This window comes from Dolichospermum sp. UHCC 0259 (genome assembly GCF_009711935.1).
GTDB lineage: Bacteria > Cyanobacteriota > Cyanobacteriia > Cyanobacteriales > Nostocaceae > Dolichospermum.
The window spans coordinates 1-17,316 of record NZ_VIKX01000147.1 but is presented as its reverse complement, the minus strand read 5'-3'; the positions used below and the strand labels follow the sequence as shown (position 1 = coordinate 17,316).

16 protein-coding genes are annotated in these 17,316 nt (G+C 36.3%); 8 read left to right on the top strand and 8 right to left on the bottom strand.

What is annotated here, in order from left to right:
* Positions 1–58: 58 nt before the first annotated feature.
* From FJR05_RS11755 to sufB, 6 genes are all read right to left on the bottom strand, one after another.
* Complete coding sequence (locus FJR05_RS11755) at positions 59–919, bottom strand: tetratricopeptide repeat protein (RefSeq protein ID WP_168644253.1); 861 nt, start codon at positions 917–919, stop codon at positions 59–61.
* Positions 920–1,015: 96 nt separating this feature from the next.
* Positions 1,016–2,524, bottom strand: a complete 1,509-nt coding sequence (locus FJR05_RS11750) for a cell wall metabolism sensor histidine kinase WalK (protein ID WP_254446916.1) — start codon at positions 2,522–2,524, stop codon at positions 1,016–1,018.
* A gap of 373 nt (positions 2,525–2,897) precedes the next feature.
* Positions 2,898–4,163: a cysteine desulfurase gene (locus tag FJR05_RS11745; RefSeq protein ID WP_168644251.1), complete on the bottom strand. Its 1,266-nt coding sequence runs from the start codon at positions 4,161–4,163 to the stop codon at positions 2,898–2,900.
* Positions 4,164–4,314: 151 nt separating this feature from the next.
* Positions 4,315–5,628, bottom strand: coding sequence for a Fe-S cluster assembly protein SufD (gene sufD, locus FJR05_RS11740; RefSeq protein ID WP_168644250.1), 1,314 nt, complete (start codon positions 5,626–5,628; stop codon positions 4,315–4,317).
* Complete coding sequence (gene sufC / locus FJR05_RS11735; RefSeq protein ID WP_168644256.1) at positions 5,628–6,413, bottom strand: Fe-S cluster assembly ATPase SufC; 786 nt, start codon at positions 6,411–6,413, stop codon at positions 5,628–5,630. The genes sufD and sufC overlap by 1 nt, the downstream gene beginning before the upstream one ends.
* Positions 6,414–6,465: 52 nt before the next feature.
* On the bottom strand, positions 6,466–7,905 hold the full coding sequence (sufB, locus tag FJR05_RS11730; RefSeq protein WP_168503692.1) for a Fe-S cluster assembly protein SufB: 1,440 nt from the start codon (positions 7,903–7,905) through the stop codon (positions 6,466–6,468).
* A 237-nt stretch (positions 7,906–8,142) separates the two neighbouring features.
* On the opposite strand from sufB, the gene sufR reads away from it, so the two are divergent.
* From sufR to FJR05_RS11690, 8 genes are all read left to right on the top strand, one after another.
* Positions 8,143–8,814 carry an iron-sulfur cluster biosynthesis transcriptional regulator SufR gene (sufR, locus tag FJR05_RS11725; protein ID WP_168644249.1) on the top strand — a complete coding sequence of 224 codons (672 nt, stop codon included), beginning with the start codon at positions 8,143–8,145 and terminating at the stop codon, positions 8,812–8,814.
* Between the two features lie 167 nt (positions 8,815–8,981).
* A complete protein-coding gene (locus FJR05_RS11720; RefSeq protein WP_168644248.1) occupies positions 8,982–9,677 on the top strand; it encodes a hypothetical protein in 696 nt (231 codons plus the stop codon).
* Positions 9,678–9,726: 49 nt separating this feature from the next.
* Positions 9,727–10,194, top strand: coding sequence for a hypothetical protein (locus FJR05_RS11715; protein WP_168644247.1), 468 nt, complete (start codon positions 9,727–9,729; stop codon positions 10,192–10,194).
* 27 nt (positions 10,195–10,221) lie between these two features.
* Positions 10,222–13,593 (top strand): CHAT domain-containing tetratricopeptide repeat protein, encoded by a 3,372-nt coding sequence (locus tag FJR05_RS11710; protein ID WP_254446915.1) that lies wholly within the window; start codon positions 10,222–10,224, stop codon positions 13,591–13,593.
* A 117-nt stretch (positions 13,594–13,710) separates the two neighbouring features.
* The gene (locus FJR05_RS11705) at positions 13,711–14,358 is read left to right on the top strand and encodes a Uma2 family endonuclease (RefSeq protein WP_174783672.1); all 648 of its coding nucleotides are present in this window, start codon (positions 13,711–13,713) and stop codon (positions 14,356–14,358) included.
* A 143-nt stretch (positions 14,359–14,501) separates the two neighbouring features.
* Positions 14,502–14,762: a hypothetical protein gene (locus FJR05_RS11700; protein ID WP_168644246.1), complete on the top strand. Its 261-nt coding sequence runs from the start codon at positions 14,502–14,504 to the stop codon at positions 14,760–14,762.
* 241 nt (positions 14,763–15,003) lie between these two features.
* Positions 15,004–15,354 carry a sodium-independent anion transporter gene (locus tag FJR05_RS11695; RefSeq protein ID WP_254446914.1) on the top strand — a complete coding sequence of 117 codons (351 nt, stop codon included), beginning with the start codon at positions 15,004–15,006 and terminating at the stop codon, positions 15,352–15,354.
* Positions 15,347–15,904, top strand: a complete 558-nt coding sequence (locus tag FJR05_RS11690) for a carbonic anhydrase (RefSeq protein WP_168644245.1) — start codon at positions 15,347–15,349, stop codon at positions 15,902–15,904. The genes FJR05_RS11695 and FJR05_RS11690 overlap by 8 nt, the downstream gene beginning before the upstream one ends.
* Positions 15,905–15,965: 61 nt before the next feature.
* Here FJR05_RS11690 and FJR05_RS11685 read toward each other — a convergent pair whose 3' ends face one another.
* Together FJR05_RS11685 and FJR05_RS11680 are read right to left on the bottom strand one after the other, a co-directional pair.
* Positions 15,966–16,619: a hypothetical protein gene (locus FJR05_RS11685; RefSeq protein ID WP_168644244.1), complete on the bottom strand. Its 654-nt coding sequence runs from the start codon at positions 16,617–16,619 to the stop codon at positions 15,966–15,968.
* 238 nt (positions 16,620–16,857) lie between these two features.
* On the bottom strand, positions 16,858–17,184 hold the full coding sequence (locus FJR05_RS11680; RefSeq protein WP_027402424.1) for a YbjQ family protein: 327 nt from the start codon (positions 17,182–17,184) through the stop codon (positions 16,858–16,860).
* Between the last annotated feature and the right edge of the window lie 132 nt (positions 17,185–17,316).

Sequence of the window (17,316 nt, the reverse complement as noted above, 5' to 3'; positions counted from 1 at the left end):
AGTGGGAGCGCACATTTTATGTCCAGAAGCTACTAACCAATCATCCCCCTACCCCCTATTAGGGTGTTTCCTCCCTTGGCTGTGAGGCTGATTTGATTTCTGGTATTTCTAAGAATTTTTTGGTTTCTGCAAGTAGGCGATCGCCCCACAGGTTTTCTTTGAGAAAATCTAAGTTGGCATAACGGGAATCTATGCGGAGTGCGGATACTCCCATTTCTAAACTTTTTTGTTTATCACCCTGACTATAGAATGCTACAGCTAAGGCGAGTAAAGGTTCTGCGGCTTTTTTGTCAATACTCACTGCTGTTTGCCATTGCTGAATTGCGCCCGGAATGTCGCCTTGTTCGTATTTGATTAAACCAATATTGTTAATTGCTGGCCAAAACTTTTTATCTTGGTTAACTGCTAAATTAAATTGAGCGATCGCCTCTGGGAATTTCTGTAACATCAAGTAAGCATTACCCAAATCAAACAACCCCCCGGAATAATTGGGCTTTAATTGCAAACCCGCTTGATAGTTGGTAATAGCTCCTTGGTAATCTTTTTGTTGAAATTTAGCTGAACCCAATGCAAACAGCACTTCAGGATTTTTAGGGTTGAGGGTTTGGGCTTTGTTCAAGGAAGTGACAGCTTTATCAAAGTCTCGATTTTGTAAATGTAAACTTCCCAGTAGCCACCATACTTTGTCATTCTGTGGGGCTAATTTCGTCGCCAATTGCGCTCTCAATAAAGCCGGTTCAACCTGCTGAAACTGAGCTAATTGAGCCGCTTCCTGGGCTAAATTCAAGCCCTGTTTCTCTAACTGAGCATTATCAATTTGGACTGTATGCGGAATGAATGCCTGAGCATGAGCAGCTTTTGGCAAATTCCATAAACTGATTGCTACTAAAAGAGAAATCAACCGAATATATTTTGGCACACTACTACCTTCTAGTCCGAATATTGGAATCTTATCGTTAATGCTTGCGCTGAAGATAGCTTAACAAAATCAGAGGGGTTGGTCATTGGTCATTGGTCATTGGTCATTGGGTAATTTTATTCTTTCTCCTTCCTCCTTATTCTTCTTTTTCTTCTTTGTCCTGACTCCTGACTCCTGACTCCTGACTCCTTCTTCTGACTCCTGACTCCTTTTATCAAGAATTGGCAGAATAACAGTGAAAGTAGTACCTTCACCCAGATTGCTAGTTACTTGAATTTGACCTTGATGATGCTCGATAATGGCTTGAGCGATCGCTAATCCTAATCCTGAACCAGTAGTTGTAGCCGTTTTCCCACCTCTATAAGTCCGTGCCGGATCAACTCGATAAAAGCGGTCAAATAACTTTGGTAGCGCGTCCGCAGGAATACCAGTGCCAGTATCACTAACTTTTATTTGTAAATAAGAATTAGCGTAACGCATTCCTGCCACCCGGTTTATCCCCTCTATTCTTGCTAACTCCACTTTTATAACTCCTTGGGGTGGAGTATATTGCAAAGCATTACCAATCAAATTTGTAAATAACCTGATTAATTGCTCCCAATTTCCCGTGAGAGTAAACCAGTTTTCAAGTAATTCGGGATTAACCTCCGTCAACGCCGAATCAACTAAATTCAAACTCAGATTAATTTGTTTTTCTCTAGCTACAAATTGTTGTTCTTCCACAACTTCCATCAACAAAGCATCAAGAGGACAAGATGAAAATAAATCTGTATTAATACCACTATCTTGTCTAGCCAAAAATAGTAAATCATTAACTAACTTCCCCAATCTCTGAGTCAGTCGTTCTACCACCTTTAATTGTTGTTTATATTGTGCCGTATTTTTTTCTTCTTCTCCTACATCCAAATCAGCCAAAGCAATTTGCACATTAGTTTGAATTAAAGCAATCGGACTTCTTAATTCATGAGAAGCATCAGCAGTAAATTGTTTTAAGCGTTGATAAGATTCTCGCACAGGTTCTATAGCTTTACCGGATAAAAACCAACCACTGGCAGCCACTGACAATACCATTAAACTAATCCCTAAAGCCAAATCAAAAATTAATTCTCGGCTAGGTTTTGTTACCTCGAACCAAGGATGACTAACTCGTAAATAGCCTAAAATCTGTCTTCCTACTTCTATTCTTTTTGTAACTTGTCTAAATAACTGTGCAGATTCTCCCCATCCTCCCATGCCCTCGATTCGCACAGTTTCACCTGTATGATAAGTATGAATAGGAATATCTAATGTTTCCGAAAAAGTTGACCACAATAATTCACCATTAGGACTAAACCACTCTAAATCAATCCGATCATCTTCATCACTTTCAGCATTATTAGGAAAACTAGCTTCTACATTTACTCGTAATTGAATTGGTTGAAATTTTATCGGTTCAATTACCAAAGAACGTTCGACAACTTCCACCACATGATATAATGTATCGTCAATTCGCTCAACTAATGTACTACGAACATATAAATATACTCCACTAGCAAATAATAATAGTAAAACTGCCGTTATAGCCGTATACCAAATTGCCAACCGACGACGAGTAGCTTGAAACAGATAAATAGACATAAAATGATTAGGATCTCATTTATAATTTTAGAAAATATTGAGAGGCGATCGCAAAATTATTAAGAGGTTGTTTAAAAAGTCTAAATTCATACATATTTGGGCGGTTAGAAACCGCGTCTACACAAGCGAAACCCACGTGGGTTTGGTTTGAAAACCTTAATTTTGTGTTAGTCCACTTATCCCTAACGGGACGGAAGGAATAAGTGGGTAAAGCATGAGCTAAACCCCTACAAATCTATGTTTTTCGTGATTTTACAAAAGTCCATGTCCCAACCGTTTTGAGATAGCAAAACCTCCACAGTATTGATAATCACCCTGTATTTACAAGAGCATCCGGTAACGGCTAAAGCCGCTGAGAGTGTCAATCAGCAAACACACCAGCAAAAAAGTCCAAAGTCTCCTTCAGTGCTTTAATGAAAATATCAATTTCCTCACGAGTATTGTAAAAAGATAAACTTGCTCGTGCAGTTCCGGCTAAACTTAAATAACGGTGTAATGGTTGCGTGCAATGATGTCCAGAACGAATCGCTACACCTTCTTGATCTAACAATGTTGCTAAATCATTAGCGTGAACACCCTCGGCTGTAAAAGCTGCTAACGCGGCTCTCCCTTCCCCTTGAGCATTAGGTTTTGGTCCGTAGATTCTAATTTGGGGTATTTGCGCTAATTGCTCGAATAAATAGGCAGTTAATTCAGCTTCATAAGCATGGATTTTATCCATACCGATATTAGTAAGATAATCTATGGCTGCACCAAGTGCGATCGCTTCCCCAATAGCCGGAGTACCAGCTTCAAATTTATGGGGTAATTCTGCATAGGTGGAATGGTCTAAAAATACCTCTGCAATCATCTCACCACCACCAAAAAATGGCGGCATTGCTTCTAATAATTCCAACTTACCATATAAGAAACCAATGCCAGTGGGAGCGCACATTTTATGTCCAGAAGCTACTAACCAATCACAGTCAAGTTCTTGAACATTAATCGGAGTATGGGGAACACTTTGACAAGCATCAAGTAAGAATTTCGCGCCGTATCTGTGAGCAATTTCGGCAATTTCTTTAACTGGATTTATACAACCCAAAGTATTAGAAATATGCACGATAGACACCAGTTTTGTTTTTTCAGAAATCAGGGTTTTAAACTGTTCTAAATCAAAAGTTTCTTCTGGAGTTAATTCCACAAACTTTAATATTGCACCCGTTTTTTGAGCCACAAATTGCCAAGGAACAATATTACTATGATGTTCCATAACCGAGAGAATAATTTCATCTCCTGGCTGTAAATTGTTCATTCCCCAACTGTAAGCAACTAAATTAATAGCTTCACTAGCGTTGCGAGTGTAAACAATTTCTTGGCGGGATTTAGCATTAATGAATTTAGCAATTTTATCACGCGCACCCTCATAAGCATCAGTAGCCTTTCCGCTGAGAAAATGTGCGCCACGATGGACATTAGAATTATATTGTTCGTAATAATCACGCCAAGCATTTAAAACGAACAAAGGCTTTTGAGAAGTAGCCGCATTATCGAGATAAACCAGGGGTTTACCGTGAACTTCCTGATGTAAAATTGGGAAGTCAGCGCGAACTTTATCAGCAAGAGATTTGGTAGAAGTGATGACCATTTTTAATAAAGAGTTCAGGGATTTTAATACACCGAGGAATAAATTTCCTGGCTAATAGCAGAAGTCGGTTAAAACCGACTATTAATCATTCACAAATTTAGTTCGTTTTAACGAACTTTAGCTATTAGCCTTGTACTTTAGTGCAAGGCATTTATTTATTCGTGAGACTTGTGACAGTTTTCAACAAACTCTCACGCAAAGAAGCAACAGGAACAAAGTTAATAACTTCCATTGCGAAACCATTAACTAATAACTTGCGAGCATTATTTTCATCAATACCGCGACTTTGCAGATAGAATATTTGATCATCTTCCAACTGACTGACAGTAGCACCGTGAGCGCATTTAACATTATCAGCAGTGATTTCTAATTGAGGTTTAGTGTCAATTCTCGACTTAGATGATAACAGCAAATTGCGATTTAATTGAGATGCGTTGGTTAATTGCGCTGGTTTGGGAACAAAAATTTTACCATTGAAGACGGCGTGAGAGCGATCGCCTATAATGCACTTATGTAACTGTTTGCTCACACCATGAGGATAATTCAAAGATAAAGCACTGTGAGTATCAGCCAATTGATTATCAGCAATCACAGTTAAACCATTCAGCGTCGTTTCCGTTTGTTCACCAGTTTGCAAAATCTCCAAATTGTGACGTGATATTTTTCCACCAACCGTCACCGCATTACAACTATAACGACTATATCGAGCCTGAGTAACAGCAGTTTTCCCAACATGGAAAGCCGCTGTACCTTCCCGTGCGATTCTATTGTGACTCACCTGAGCATTTTCATTTACCCAGATTTCCGTAACACTATTGGTGAAGTAAACACCCTCATTTTGTGAAGATGAAATATACTCCTCAATTAAAGTGACTTGAGAGTTACTTTCAGCTACCACTAAAACGCGAGGTTGGGAAATAGTCGCAGACTCACCAGCAACAGAAACAAAAAGTAAATGAATGGGAGTTTCCACCACCACATTTTTACCAACCCATACCACAGCGACATCATTTAAAGCCGCAGTATTTAAAGCCGTAAAAACTTCCCTTGTTCCCTCAGATTGTGCTAAGTATTGCTGTACAACCTCATCAGGTAAAACATCCAAATTACCAACTTTTAAACCAGCAGGTAAATTTTCAGTATTAGATAAAGCAGGTTCATAAACACCATTTACAAATACTAATCGCACAGAAACTTCAGATAAAATCTCAGATTTCAAAGATGTTTTTTGAAACATCCCCAACTTAAAATCTACCTGTTTCAGTGCTGATAAATCAGTAAACCGCCATTCTTCATCGCGGGTATTGGGAATAACAGAATGACGTACCCATTTAACAGCACCGTCACGAACTTGTTTCAAACAATCATCTTTTTCCAATACAACCTGATTTAACAACCTAGTTAAAAAAGCATCTCTATCTAATAGAGAATCAGGAATAGAAGTAAGAGAAACTGGAATAGACATTACACACCTACTCCCAAAGCTTCTTCTAGAACCCAATCATAACCACGAGATTCTAACTCCAACGCCAACTCCTTACCACCACTTCTAATAATTTGTCCTCGCGCCATCACATGAACAAAATCAGGAACAATATAATCGAGAAGACGCTGATAATGAGTAATCATAATTGTCGCATTTTCAGCATTGGTTAACTGATTAACCCCATTAGCAACAATTTTCAGAGCATCAATATCCAAACCAGAATCAGTTTCATCCAAAATCGCTAACTTTGGTTCTAAAATCGCCATTTGCAGAATTTCATTCCGCTTCTTTTCCCCACCAGAAAAACCCTCATTCACACTGCGATTCAGAAAAGAAGAATTCATCTTCACAATATCCAACTTTTCCTCAACCAAATCATCAAAATCGAAAGCATCAACCTCTTCCAAACCCTGAGCCTTCCGACGAGAATTATAAGCAACTCGTAAAAAATCCAAATTACTCACACCGGGGATTTCTAGAGGATATTGAAAAGCTAAAAACACACCATTTCTAGCCCTGTCTGCTGCTTCCATTTCCAAAAGATTTTGTCCTTGGAAAACCACCTCACCACCAGTAACAGTATAAGCTGGATGTCCCGCCAAAACCTTAGAAAACGTACTCTTACCAGAACCATTAGGTCCCATAATCGCGTGAACTTCCCCAGCCCGAACCTCCAAATTCAAACCCTTTAAAATCGGAGTTCCATCAACATCAGCCGTCAAATCCTTAACCGACAAAATCAAATTACTATTCTCAACAATCATCTTCTCTTCCTCTTCCTTCTTCGTGTTCTTCGCTTCTTCGTGGTTCGTTTCCTTAACCCACACTACCTTCCAACTTCAGACTCAACAACTTATCAGCCTCAACAGCAAACTCCATAGGAAGCTGATTAAAAACATCCTTACAGAAACCGCTAATCATCATTGAAATAGCATCTTCCGAAGAAATACCCCGTTGAGCAAAAAAGAACAATTGATCTTCACCAATTTTAGAAGTAGAAGCTTCATGCTCAACCTTTCCAGTATTATTCTGAACTTGAATATAAGGAAAAGTATTAGCTTGAGCATTATCACCAATTAACATCGAATCACATTGAGAATAATTTCTCGCGCCCTTAGCAGTGGGATTAATCTTCACCAAACCTCGGTAACTATTACTAGACTTACCAGCAGAAATACCCTTAGAAATAATTGTACTACGGGTATTTTTTCCCACGTGAATCATCTTACTTCCAGTGTCCGCTTGCTGCATATTATTTGTTAATGCAACCGAGTAAAATTCACCGACGGAATTATCACCAATCAAAACGCAACTAGGATACTTCCAAGTAATCGCAGAACCTGTTTCTACTTGAGTCCAAGAAATCTTAGAATTCACACCTTGACACAAACCACGTTTAGTCACAAAGTTGTAAATTCCGCCTTTACCATTGACATCGCCAGCGTACCAGTTTTGCACAGTAGAATATTTAATTTCCGCATTATCTAAAGCAACCAATTCCACAACCGCAGCGTGTAATTGGTTGCTGTCGTACATGGGGGCTGTACAACCTTCTAAATAAGAAACATAACTTCCTTCTTCAGCGACAATTAAAGTCCGTTCAAATTGTCCTGTATCACCAGTGTTAATGCGGAAATATGTAGACAATTCCATCGGACATTTTAGTCCCTTAGGAATATAAACGAAAGAACCATCACTAAACACAGCCGCATTCAAAGCTGCAAAATAATTATCAGCAATGGGAACAACGCTACCCAAATATTTTTTAATTAATTCTGGGTGTTCTTGTAAAGCTTCCGAGAAAGAACAGAAAATTACGCCTTCTTTGGCAAGTTTTTCTTTATATGTAGTAGCTACAGAAACACTATCAAAAATTGCATCAACAGCAACATTAGTTAATCGCTTTTGTTCATTTAAAGGAATACCTAATTTCGCAAAAGTTTCCAATAAAGTAGGATCAACTTCATCTAAACTGTTGAGTTTTGCTTTCTTTTGTTTCGGTGCGGAATAATAAATAATATCCTGATAATTAATAGGCGGATATTGGACATGAGACCAAGTTGGTTCTGTCATTTTCAGCCATTGGTGATATGCTCGGAGACGATATTCCAGCATAAATTCCGGTTCATTCTTTTTGGCGGAAATCAGGCGGACAACATCTTCGCTTAACCCACGAGGGATAGTATCGGCTTCAATATCGGTAACGAAGCCGTACTTATAAGGTTGGTTGACTAAGGTGGTGACGGATGCGCTCATCGGTTCTCTTGTATTCTCTTTAAAGGACGGGCGACGGGCTGCAAAAAGCTAATTCCCGTTTTGTGTTACCAATTCCTAGCAAGGCTGCTAGAATAGGTTTAACGACTAAAACAATTCGGCTGTTGTTTAATCTATTTTCATTGTACGATAGATTAACAACAACAATGTTGTTTAAGTTAAATTTTCACAAAAAAAGTTTTTTATTTTGGGACGTTTGCGAAGCGTCTAGTAGAGAAGATGGCGACTACCCAGCAGACCTCAACTAAGCAGGATATCCTTGAATATCTATTGAAACACTCACAAGCAACGGCTGTTGAGTTGGCTAACTTTTTCGATGTCAGTCCCCAAGCGATTCGTCGTCATTTAAAAGATTTAGAGACGGAGGAGCTAGTTCTTTATTCGGTATCAGAACAACCGAGTATGGGCAGACCGCAGCACGTTTATCACTTGAGTCGGGAAGGAAGATCACATTTACAAAAAAGTGCTAACCGCTTAAGTGATGGTTATGGCGAGTTTGCGGTTTCTCTCTTGGACACTTTAGCGGAAACTGTGGGACGTGACCAAGTAAAGTCTATTTTACGGAAACAGTGGGAACGCAAAGCCCAAGAATATCGGGAACGGGTGGGTAATGGTTCTTTGCAGGAACGAGTCGCAACTTTGATAGAATTGCGAAAAGCTGAAGGTTTTATGGCGGAGTTTCACGCTGTGGAATCAGATGCTAGTAGTGCGGAAAGATTTATTTTTGTGGAACATACCTGCGCTATTTCTGATGTTGCTGAATCTTTTCCCAGCGTTTGTGGTCACGAATTAGAAATGTTTGCGGCTATTCTCCCAGATTGTACTGTGGAACGGACTCACTGGTTGATTCATGGTGAACATCGTTGTGGTTATTTGGTGGAAAAAAGTTAATTAGGGGTTATCTGTATGCTTCTATACCCACCCGGAAACCAATTTCCGGGATAATGGCTTAATTACGTTAAAATGTACTCTTGTTAACTAAATAAATTGTTACTTTACAAAACCATTAACAATATCTAAACTAAATAAAGATTTTTATTATTTTTCAGCTATATATTTTGCATCCACAACAGATTAAGGAACAACTCAAATTATTAATTGAGGAAGCATCAACCATAGATCCCAGTTTAGCAATTAGGTTAAATCAGATTAATAACTGGATTAAAGATGTTAAACCTGGTACATTAATGTCTAAACGTTTTGTTCTTTTGTTTTTACAACAATTTATTCGAGATACAGAAATTAGACTTGATATAAAACGTTTAACTTCTGAAGCAGAAAGACAAGATTTTTATGAATCAATGACACCTCCTGAAAGATACTGGTATGGTGAATTGTTTCCTAGATGGTTAAGTGAAAATGACCCCAAATTTCATATTTGGAGAAAAAAATTAATGTCTGGTGAGTTCAATCAGGAGGATGAAAAATTAATTAATTTGATTGCTAATGTCATTAAACTGAATGGGGGTCAAGCCTTACAACGCTATATTGTAGACTTATCTATGGCAAGTGATATAATAGTTAGTAGTATTCAAGAACAACCCCTTTGTATTCAACTTACTAGCCAATCTCAAGAATTTACACAAGCAAAATCTGATGATTGGGAAAATACTTTGATTTCTTGGGGAATAGCAAGAGGATTATTTTTAAGTTTTAATCCTGGTGAAAGTGATTTTATCAATAAAATAGTTAATTTAGCACTAGATAAGAGTGATAATCTGAATAATGGTATTTATCAAAAAATAAATTTATAGTGTTTGGTTAGTTTAATTGTGTATAGCAAAAATTCTCACGGAGGTAATTATGATTAACCAAGAAATTACTGAACGTCAAAAAAGACTAGAACAGTTTTTACAGCATTTAGAAGCAGCCCGTCAATTAGAAGATGATATTAGAAAATATGGGTTAGAAGCGGCTGATTTATATTTTGAAGATATAGATGGTGATTGGTTGGAAACTTGGGGAGATGATGACGATGAACCGGGTTATATTGAGAAACTTACTACTTTTTTAGAAAGTGACGATGTGGTTGCAGTGAAGGTAAGGGAACGTTTACAGGATAAATCTCTTGATGAAATTATTGGTGGTTTAGAATATTGTTTGAGTCAATTAACGGAGAAGGATCGAATTTTTGCAGCTAAGGATTTTTTAGTTGGTGATGTTATGGTTTCTGGAAGTTGTCGCGCTTCTGGTAATAATTCTGTTGATGAGGTTGAGTTGTTAGAGTTAGCGGAAGATTTGATGGATAAGTTGACGGAGATTCTGGGGTGATTGTTATTTAATCAAGGTGCAATAAATATGGCTAAGGGATTTGGAAAGAAACACAAAAATAAACAAAATACAAATTACTATAACTTTTGGAAGAAAGCTTTACTAATAGCTTATAATACAGATGGGGATGCCAAATTTATCTACCCTTTTTTAGAAGCTAATTTACACACATTATATAATCCTGATGGTTTGATAGTATGGCAAATAATATGCCACTCAATTATTGATAAATTAAAGCCGGAAATAATTGCTAAACTTTATGATCAAATTAAAACAGAAGATAAATCAGATGCACCAACTAGAAAAATTTATACTCAAATTACAATTCCTCAGAAATCGGATACTAACATAGATAAAATTACATATAGTTATTTACATACAGCAGTAGCTATGTTATTGCTGATAAATAAATTAATTAATTTTCCTAAAGGCATTAAACTAATTAATATAGAAATTGCTATTCTGGGATATGAAGCACTTACTCAAGTTTTTACTCTTGAATACAGTCCAGAACAATGGGTGTATATTCAACAAGATTTAGCTATTGCTTATCGTAACAGAATATATGGCGACCATAAATCTAACATAGAAAAGGCAATTAAATGTTATGAAGAATTGTTAGATATTCTGGATAAAGATAATAATTTTTATATTTGGATAACCACATCAATTAATATATCACTTGCTTATTCTTATAGAATAGCAGGGAGTAAAGTAGATAATCTGGAAAAAGCAATTGATTATTGTCAGCAAATATTAGAAGTCTGTAATACTGATAATTCTTTGGAAGATTGGATACATACAAAAAGAAATTTAGGTAATTTTTATAGAGATAGAATATATGGTAATCCAATAGATAACCTAGAAGTAGCCATCAGCCATTATAAAGATATTTTACCAGTTTTAAATAAAGATTTATATACAGAATTTTGGCTAACTGTTCAATCTGGCTTAGGTCTTTGTTATTGTAACCGATTAAAAGGTGATGCACTAGAAAATACAGAAATAGCTATTGAATATTTTAAACAAGCTTTACAAGTGTGTAACCCTAAAGATTGGCCAGTAAATTGGGTGAATATCCATAATAACTTAGGTATTGCTTACTTTCAGCGTCAATTTGGAACAAAATCTGAAAATATAGAATTAGCAATTGAATGTTTGACAACAGCATTACAAGTTGCTAGTTTTGAAAGTATGCCGGAACAATGGGCGATGAGTAATATTAATTTAGGTTCTTCATATAATGATAGAATCCAGGGAGATAAGATTGAAAATATTAAAATAGCAATTAAATATTTTCAAGCTGCGGCTAAAGTTTATAATTATAAAGATTATCCACAAAATTGGACAACACTACACAATAATTTAGGTGTACTTTATGGTCGAATAGGCAGTATTGAAGAGCAAATTAAATGTTTTCAAACATTGTTAGAAATCTGTACTCGTGAACAATATCCTTATGATTGGGCGCAAACTCATTATAATTTAGGTCTTGCTTATCGTAAAATGGGTTTGATTGATGAAGCCATCGCATCTTTTCGGCTTTCCTTAGAAATATTTCAACCTAGTCTATTTCCTGTAGACTCTCGCTTATCTGGACGTGATTTAGGTAAAACAGCATTTAAAAAAAATCTTTGGATAGAAGCAATAGAAGGTTATAGTATTGCCATTGAAGCACTAGAAACTAGCCGCACTTGGATCAAATCAGAATCACGTCGTCAAGAGATTTTAGCAGACTCAATAGACATTTACCAAAACATTGTACAGGCATACATTAATATTAAACAAATAGATAAAGCCTTTGAATATTCTGAACGCTCCCGTTCTCAACGTCTGGTAGAATTAATGGCGAGTTCTCATCTCTCCCAAAGTGAAAATATACCGCCAAAAATCCAAGATTTATTACAAAAATACGAAGAATTACAACAACAAATTGATATAGAACGCCAAAATTATAAATCAGAAAACAACCGTAGTGAAATCCGCGCTCTTTGGCAAGCATACAATGAAAAAATCGCATTATTAGAAATTGCAAAACAAGAAATTTGGGAACAACTCAGAAGAGAAGATCCCATTTTAGCTGGTGAAATTCAAGTTGAACCTCTGAGTTTGTCAGAAATTCAGCAATTAATTGATAATCCTAAAACCGCTATTCTCAGTTTCTACACCACCAACTCTGACACCAATATTTTTATCATTACCCAAAAATCAATTTATCTCCATACCTGTATAGAAGAAGGTTTAGAAACATTACAAAACTGGATTAAACACCATTGGTCATCACCTTATCAAGAATATGTAGAAAAGAAGTTTAAAAACTGGGAATATAACATGGAAAATTTCCTTCATCAACTTGCTGAGAGATTACAATTATCAAAAATAATCCATCAATATCTTCAAGATATAGAAGAATTAATTATAGAACCTCATTTGCTATTGCATCAAATACCTTTTGCTGCTTTACCGACAGAAGAATATCAAGAATGTTTAGTAGATAGATTTTTGATTCGTTATACTCCCAGTTGTCAAATTTTAGATTTTTGTCATCAAAACCACAAGAAGAAACGCTTAAATTTAGATTCTCAAGATTTACAATATGGTACAGTTGCAGATACCTTAGATAATAAGCCTCTACTTTCTCTACCTTTTTCCAGATGGGAAGAGGAAGAAATTGCTAAACTGTATAATATTCCATCAGAGAAAAGATTAATAGGTAGTAGTCAATCTACTGTTGAAAATTTCCGAAAATTAGCAGGAAATGTGCAAAATCTCCATTGCTGCCACCATGCTACATCTTATTTATATAATCCTTTAGAATCTGAGTTAAACTTAGGTGATGGTAGTATTACTTTAGGTCAATTAATGTCTCCTGGTTGGCGTTTACCTAATCTTGTAGATGTGTTTCTTTCTTGTTGCGAAACCAATTTAGGTAAACCAAATATAACTGATGATTTATTGACACTTTCTACTGGTTTTTTATGTGCTGGTGCGACAAATGTAATTAGTTCTTTGTGGATGGTTGATGATTTAGCAACTGCGTTATTGTCTATTTTTTACTATCAAGAAAGACAAACAGGTAAAAATCGTCCACAAGCATTAAAACAAGCACAAATTAAATTACGGGAATTAAGAAAAGCAGATTTAGAAGAAATATGTAAAGAATTAAGAAAAGCAGATTTAGAAGAAATATCCCAAGCAGCAGAAAACCAGCGTCAACAAGCTAGAAATCAGAAAAAACAATATCCACAAGATTCAGCAGAGTATTTAGAGTGCGATCGCCAACATCAAAAATATGCAAAAATATCAATAGCAATTAATAACATCCAAAAATCAAAAGGAGAATTTCCCTTTGCACATCCCCGTTATTGGTCGGCTTTTATTGCTCAGGGATTACAATAATATCAAGTTAAAAATTGACAACCTTTTGTTATCAACTCCGTTTTATCAATCATTTCCTCTAATTGAAATTGATGATAGTGATATAATAGAATAATTAAAACTGCGAGGTGAATTTCTATGGTAACTCTAGCACCTACTCACAGCGACACTCACACCAATAGCGTTATCCTCCATAATATTTCTTGGAATACTTTTGAACGAATTTTATTAGAAACAGGTGGCGATCGCCATAACAGGTTTAGTTATAATCAGGGAATCTTAGAAATTATGACTCCACTAATGCCCCATGAACACAATAACCGTTTGTTACAAAATCTAATTATTGTTTTAGTTGAAGAGTTAAATCTCAATGTCAAAAGCACTGGTTCATTAACTTGTAAAAGAGAAGACTTAGCTAGAGGTGTAGAACCTGATTCTAGTTTCTATATTCAAAATGAACCAATCATGAGAAATAAAACCAGTTTAGATTTAACTCAAGATCCTCCACCTGATTTAGTCATAGAAGTTGATTATGCTAGTTCTTCTATTGATAAATTACCGATTTATTTAGCTTTAGGTGTTCCTGAAGTTTGGCGTTATGATGAACCTGTGATGCAAATTTATAGTTTATCTGAGGATAAATATATTCCTTGTAATGGTTCACCAACCTTTGCGGATTTACCTTTAAATATAGAAGTTCCTCAGTTTTTAGCTTCTAGTTTACAAGTGGGTGAGGTATCAATGATTAAGAATTTTCGGAGTTGGTTAAAAACACAAATTTCCTGATTAAATTAAGAAGTTGGGGATCTGGGTATTATGTTTTTGAAGGTTGAGTTACTTATTGCTGGGCTTTTATTGCTCAGGGGTGACAATAATATGATTTAATGGTAGAAATGCCATATCTCGATTAAACAGAATTTTGAATTATTATGGATATTTCACCTAATCAATCATCAACGCAATTTTTATCTTCAGAAGAATCCGCTCAAGTTGACGCGGCTTTGTTATCTTCTCCTGAGAAGTTTTTAACTAGATTGACAATTTCTTCTTTGAGAATTTTACAACATATTGCTCAGGAATATGATGTTTCTATTGAAGAGTTGACAACTAAGCAAATTATTACTTGGTTTGAAATTGATGCCAAAGTTAGAAGAGAGAAAGGAATTGAGGAAGCGTTTTTGAAGTGGTAAGTTGTGTCTTGCGGTAATCTTCTCATTGTTCAACGCCAATAAAGAGTATTTGGGGGTTGACAATGGATTTGGAATTTGTTATAATGCAACCGATAAGGAAGAACTATCTTAAAATAAATGCAATAAGAATTGCGTATCTAGTAGGCAGCAATATTTTAGAGAACAGAATTAAACTTTAGTAACAATCGAATAGCACAAACTACGGCATCAACTAGTTTTGTATAAGAGTTGGAATAACGATATGGCGATCCAATATCATTGTCCCATTTTTTGGTGGCATTCCCGCCACAGAGTCAAATATTTAATTCTGCGGTTGCGGTTTGTGCCAAATATGGATACAACTGGGTTGGTGGCTTTAGAGGATATTTACCACGACTTAGAACGCCATAATTGCCGTTTAATTCTCACAGGTTTGCAACCGGAAGTTAAACAACTACTAGAACGTTCGGGATTATTGAAAACAATTGGTTTGTCAAATTGTTTTCAAACAACCACAGACGCTATTTGCTCTATCTCTCCTCAAATTATCGGATGTTTGCAACCTGAAGTAACTAATTTAAAATCAAAAGAATTGATGAAATTAAATGAATAAAAATATAAACCAATGTCTTTGTTGTCATCCATTGCCTAGTCGTCGTCATTTTCTTAAATCTTTTCTTCCTGGAGTAGTAGCATTTACTGTTTTACAATCAGCGACACCAGCACAAGCCGAAGTTCATCAAACAAAAGCCTTAGTTCTGAGTTGTATTGACTTTCGCTTTTTGACAGCAGAACGCTATTTTTTAAAGAGTAAAAATTTAACTGATGAATATGATTGGACAGCCTTAGCAGGTGCTTCTCTAGCTGTCACAGGATTCCCCCACAAAGCTGATGCTGAAGCATTTTGGGATCAGTTAGATATATCCTATCGGCTTCATCATATCCACAAAGTAATTATCATTGATCATCAAGATTGTGGGGCTTATGCCATGATGATTGATGCTAATTTAAGCAAAGATCCAGAACGAGAGTTGCAAGTACATACAGATTATTTAAATCAAGCTTATTCCTCAATTCGCAGTCGCTATCCTGATATTGAAATTGAACTGTATTTTGCAACTCTCAATCAAGCAGAATTTCAACAAGTTCTACCAACCATTTAAAAATGGAACATCATTAATTCGGAGAAAGCGGTACTAGCAAATTGGTTTAATAATTGTTCAATCAAGAATTGTAATTATTAGCTCTAGAGTTACTAGAGGTAGAGGTGCTACGCGCACCTGCTACTGCTCCCACTAAAGAAGCAACTAAACCTAATAAAGAACCAAATACAAACCACCACAAACTTCTGGAAGTTGCAGCAGCAATGTCACGAGTTTGTTCAGCAGTTAAGGTAGGTACATTAGGGTTTATGACATTACCTTGTTGCTGTAGTTGATTAATCATTTCTCCTGCATTATTAGCAGCTAAACCAAAAGCACCCAATACTCCATTTGCTAACAGAAAAGAGCTAAATGCTAGAGTTGTTGCCCACATAATTGCCCCGTTAAGTATGGCGGTATCTTTGTGCATTGGTCCGCAAGCACGGGTTGTGATCCAAGCGCCAATAAATAGAGACAACAATAAAGCAATTGTTGACCAAATTCCGACATTACTAATAGTATTAGGAGTAATGCTTCTCGGTGCTAAGGATTCGGCAATTCTGCCGGCACCAAGGGCGCTAAACAAGGAACTCAAGATTAATTGAGTAGCTAAAGCCACTAATACGCCAGAAATGATTGGACCCCAACGCACGCGGTCCCGATATTCAGTGACTCTACTACCTATCACTGACTCAGAAGCACTAATATCCTCACCTACCCGATTTGCGTATGACATAGATATTTTTCTCCCTTGCTATTGCAGCAAAGTTGCTCATGTATTGTATTCTTTTCAACAAGAAAAAATCCTTGGTTTTGAATTTTTTCTACTCAACTCTTTTTTATCCTTACTGTTTAAAATTAAACAGCAAATTATGATTTTAAATCTCTATCAATAGAAATAGTTGTTAACTCTTTCTAGAGTCATAAATTGCTGAGATGAGTAAATGTTTAAAAATTCCCCAATTATCAAAATATTAACGAATTTTAACGGCTGTTCCTGTGGCTGTAATTACTAATAAAACACCGGATTGATCAACATTAATTGTCCCAGTATCAACGGCAATACCGACAACAGCATCTGCGCCTAAACGTTGCGCTCTTTGTTCTAATTCTTCCATTGCTTTCCGTTGTCCTTCTTCAAAGAGACGCTCATAGCTGCCAGTGCGTCCACCGACAATATCCCGAATACTCGCTAAAAAATCTCGGAGAAAATTGCTACCATAGACAACTTCGGCTGTCACAATACCTAAATATGACTGAATTACAGCACCTTGAATAACATCAGTAGTAGTTAAAAGCATACATTTATGGAGAAATTAGATGACTATAGCCAAATTCAGGAAAAAACATCGCTTGATACTTCATTATACCTGAAATTGTAGTTTTTCACTCTCCCCCCACTTTCGAGAGTTTATAGGGTAGGTAGAAGTAGG